Source organism: Pseudomonas emilianonis, assembly GCF_023072625.1.
Taxonomy (GTDB): Bacteria; Pseudomonadota; Gammaproteobacteria; order Pseudomonadales; family Pseudomonadaceae; genus Aquipseudomonas; species Aquipseudomonas paraveronii.
In genome coordinates this window covers 1-3,666 of sequence record NZ_JAKNRV010000446.1, presented here as the reverse complement: position 1 = coordinate 3,666, position 3,666 = coordinate 1, and the positions used below count along the sequence as shown (strand labels likewise).

Below are 3,666 nucleotides of genomic sequence, written 5' to 3'. Positions count from 1 at the left end.
GGCAGGCGCTTGAACATCGCCTCGTAGTCGTCCAGGCCCAGGCTTTGGTGGCACGGGCGCAGGTCGAGGTTGTCCAGGTCGTTGGTGACGCCGCCGAGCAGTTCGTGGATTAGCGCGGTGCCGCTTTCCGGCAGGACCTGCGGCAGCGGATAACCCTCGGCCTGCAGGGCCCGCAGGATATTCAGCGCCGCCGCCGGCGTGTCCAGGCCCACACCGTTACCAATGCGACCGTCGCGCGTTGGGTAGTTGGCGAGGATCAGGGCAATGCGCTTGTCGGCATTCGGCACCCGCGCCAGTTCGACCCAACGGCGCGCCAGTTCAGCCACAAAGTCCATGCGCTCCGGCGCTGCGCGATAGCACACCACGTCCGACTGGCTGCGCTCGCTGCGCCAGGCCAGGTCCTTGAAGCTGATCGGCCGGCTGATGATGCGGCCATCCAGTTCCGGCAAGGCAATGTGCATCGCCAGGTCACGCGGGCCGAGGCCTTGTTCACTGGCCTGCCAGCCGGGTTGATTGTCTTGGGCACAAATCGCCTGAATCACCGGGATATTGCGGCGAAACGGGCGCAAATGTGGCGCCTCGGGGCTGGACTGGGCAAAGCCGGTGGTGTTGAGAATCACCGATGCCTGCACTTCATCCAGCCAATCCTCGACCGTCGTCAGGCAGCCGGGCTCCTTCAGACTGGCCACCGCCATCGGCAACGGATTCAGGCCCGCCGCCTGCAGGCGCTGGCAGAACACATCGATAAAACCGGTATTGGCCGCTTGCAGATGGGAGCGGTAGAACAGCACCGCCGCCACCGGGAACTCGGGATTCCAGTCCGACTGCCAGTCGTTGAGGCACGCATTGGCCTGATGCGGGTGATAAATCGCGCTGCGCGGCAGTGTTTGCGGCTCGGCCCAAGCATAGTCGCGGCCCAGGTAGCCACTGGCCAGGCAGCGATAAAAATCCAGCGCGTTGCCCAGGCCGCCCTGGCGCAGGAACTGCCACAGGCGCTCACGCGCTGCCGCATCCACGGTGCTGAGGCCACTGAGCTCCGGGTCCGGGCGATCATCCCCCGGCACCAGGATCAGCGTGACCCCGCGCTCGGCCAAGGCCACCAGACGCTCGATGCCGTAACGCCAATAGCCGATCCCGCCGTGCAGGGAAATCAGGATGACCTTGGCGTGGCGCAGCACTTCATCGACGTACAAGTCCACCGAGGCATGGTTCTGCACCTGCATCGGGTTGGCCAGGCGAAAGCTGGGGTAGTCCTCAGGCAATTGCTGGGCCGCTTCAGCGAGTAGCGCCAGGCTGGAGTCGCCACTGCACAGGATCACCAGCTCGGCGGGGGTTTGTCCAAGGTCGGCAATGTTGTCGTCCGCGACGAAACCGCCGGGCTGGGTCCTGAGCAGGTGCATGGGTTAAACGCTGAGGGCGGCGCGCAATTGCGCTTCGAGGCCCGCCGCATCCAGCTCCTGGCCGATCAGCACCAGGCGCGTGATGCGCGCTTCGTCGGCGCTCCAGGCCCGATCGAAATGCTTGTCGAAGCGCGTGCCCACGCCCTGGATCAGCAGGCGCATCGGCTTGTTCGGGATCGCCGCAAAGCCTTTTACGCGCAGGATGCCGTGCTGCACCACCAGTTGGGTCAGGGCGTCGAGCAGCAGGGCTTCGTCGGACTGGGGCAGATCGATGGAAATGGAGTCGAACGCATCGTGATCATGATCGTCTTCACCTTCGTGATGATGATCGTGATGGCTGTGGCGACCGTCGATGTGCGCTTCGGAGTCGGCGCCCAGGCCGATCAACACGTCCAGCGGCACACGACCGCTGCTGGCTTCGATGATCTTCACCGCCGGCGGCAACTCTTCGGCGACTTCCAGGCGCACGCGGGCCAGGTCTTCGGGGCTGATCAGGTCGCACTTGTTGAGGATCACCAGGTCGGCGCTGGCCAGTTGGTCGGCGAACAGCTCATGCAGCGGTGATTCGTGGTCCAGGTTCGGGTCGAGTTTGCGCTGGGCGTCGACCTGGTCCGGGAACGCGGCGAAGGTGCCGGCCGCCACAGCGGGGCTGTCGACCACGGTGATCACCGCGTCGACCGTGCAGGCGCTGCGGATTTCCGGCCACTGGAACGCCTGCACCAAGGGCTTTGGCAGGGCCAGGCCGGAGGTTTCGATGAGGATATGGTCGAGGTCGCCGCGACGGGCGACCAGTTCGCGCATCACCGGGAAGAACTCTTCCTGCACGGTGCAGCACAGGCAGCCGTTGGCCAGCTCATACACGCGACCGTTGGCTTCTTCCTCGGTGCAACCGATGGAGCACTGTTTGAGGATTTCACCGTCGATGCCCAGCTCGCCGAACTCGTTGACGATCACCGCGATGCGACGGCCGTGGGCGTTATCGAGCATATGGCGCAGCAAGGTGGTTTTGCCCGAGCCGAGAAAGCCGGTAACGATGGTGACGGGGAGTTTGGCCAGTGTTTTCATCGGATGCCCTTGGGGGCGGGCATACGGGACGATAGGCCCTGCGCAGCGCGCAGCAGCAGATTTCGTCACCGGATCACCCCGCCCGGTTGAATTGAAAAATCGGTTACGAGGCAGGTCTCCTGGCTTGGGGCTTGCGGGTCTTGCGACCGGCGCTGGCTGCGCCTTCCCGCCTTGATGGCAGTGGCGTGGCAGTCAGATAAACCCTTCACAGTTGCGGGGGCAGCCGCGGCTTGAACCGCGTTCCCTTCTTAGCTTCGGCCTGGGCCGAAGAACCTCGAAGGTGCAAGGCTACAGGTGCTCGGTCAATTTGACTACCGTCGCCCTGCATGCTTTCCTACTCACCTTGTTTCGGGTGCCCTTCACAGGGTGAAACGGGAAACCGGTGAGTCATAGCGATATGACCAGTCCGGTGCTGCCCCCGCAACGGTAAGCGAGCGAAGCGTCACAGCCACTGTGCTTTGTGCATGGGAAGGCGATGCTTTCAGGGCTCAGTTCTAGAGCCCCCTCGCAAGCCCGGAGACCGGCCCGAAAAAATCATCCAACAAACCCGCGGTGGGCGGGCGCTGTTTGAATCCTGCGTGCCTGGCTCGTGGGATTTTCATGCGCTCGTGTCACCCTGAAACCCTGAAGGGACGCGCCATGTCGATCATCAGCAGCACCTCGCATACCTCTAGCAGTACCGCCACCCTGAGCCAACGCCTGAGCGCCGCCATCGGCGCGTCGATCCTCGGCGCGTGCCTGGTGTATTTCGCCGGGTTCTCGCATATCGAAGCGGTACACAACGCCGCCCACGATACCCGCCACAGCGCCGCGTTCCCGTGCCATTGAGACCTGCCGACATGATTAAGCGTATTGCACAAACCGCAGGTTTCAGCGGGCTGCTGGCCGCCCTGTTGCTGACTCTGCTGCAAAGTTTTTGGGTCGCCCCGCTGATCATGCAGGCGGAAACCTTTGAAAAAGCTCCGGCTGCGACAGAAGTGGTGCATGAGCACGCCGCCGGTACAACCGCGCACACCCATGACGCCGAAGCCTGGGAGCCGGAAGACGGCTGGCAGCGCGTGCTGTCCACCACCGGCGGCAACCTGGTGGTGGCGGTCGGTTTCGCGCTGATGCTCGCCGGTCTCTACACCCTGCGCGCGCCGACCCGCACGGCTCAAGGGCTACTGTGGGGCCTGGCCGGCTACGCGACCTTTGTCCTGGC

4 protein-coding genes and 2 riboswitches are annotated in these 3,666 nt (G+C 64.1%); of the genes, 2 read left to right on the top strand and 2 right to left on the bottom strand.

The window, feature by feature from the left end:
- Both L9Z73_RS27195 and cobW read right to left on the bottom strand, forming a co-directional pair.
- Positions 1-1,400: cobaltochelatase subunit CobN (locus L9Z73_RS27195; RefSeq protein WP_247407721.1), on the bottom strand; the 1,400-nt coding region annotated here is incomplete at its 3' end.
- Positions 1,401-1,403: 3 nt separating this feature from the next.
- Positions 1,404-2,465 carry a cobalamin biosynthesis protein CobW gene (cobW, locus tag L9Z73_RS27190; RefSeq protein WP_282598775.1) on the bottom strand — a complete coding sequence of 354 codons (1,062 nt, stop codon included), beginning with the start codon at positions 2,463-2,465 and terminating at the stop codon, positions 1,404-1,406.
- Positions 2,466-2,557: 92 nt separating this feature from the next.
- Positions 2,558-2,757, bottom strand: a riboswitch (cobalamin riboswitch).
- 41 nt (positions 2,758-2,798) lie between these two features.
- Positions 2,799-3,008: riboswitch (cobalamin riboswitch) on the top strand.
- 96 nt (positions 3,009-3,104) lie between these two features.
- Here cobW and L9Z73_RS27185 point away from each other — a divergent pair.
- A complete protein-coding gene (locus L9Z73_RS27185; protein WP_247407717.1) occupies positions 3,105-3,293 on the top strand; it encodes a CbtB domain-containing protein in 189 nt (62 codons plus the stop codon).
- A gap of 11 nt (positions 3,294-3,304) precedes the next feature.
- A partial coding sequence (locus L9Z73_RS27180) for a CbtA family protein (protein WP_247407714.1) occupies positions 3,305-3,666 on the top strand: 362 nt, incomplete at its 3' end.

Excerpts from the sequence above, each read along its gene's own strand:
- cobW (WP_282598775.1), bottom strand. The coding sequence starts at position 2,465 with ATGAAAACACTGGCCAAACTCCCCGTCACCATCGTTACCGGCTTTCTC.
- L9Z73_RS27185 (WP_247407717.1), top strand. The coding sequence starts at position 3,105 with ATGTCGATCATCAGCAGCACCTCGCATACCTCTAGCAGTACCGCCACC.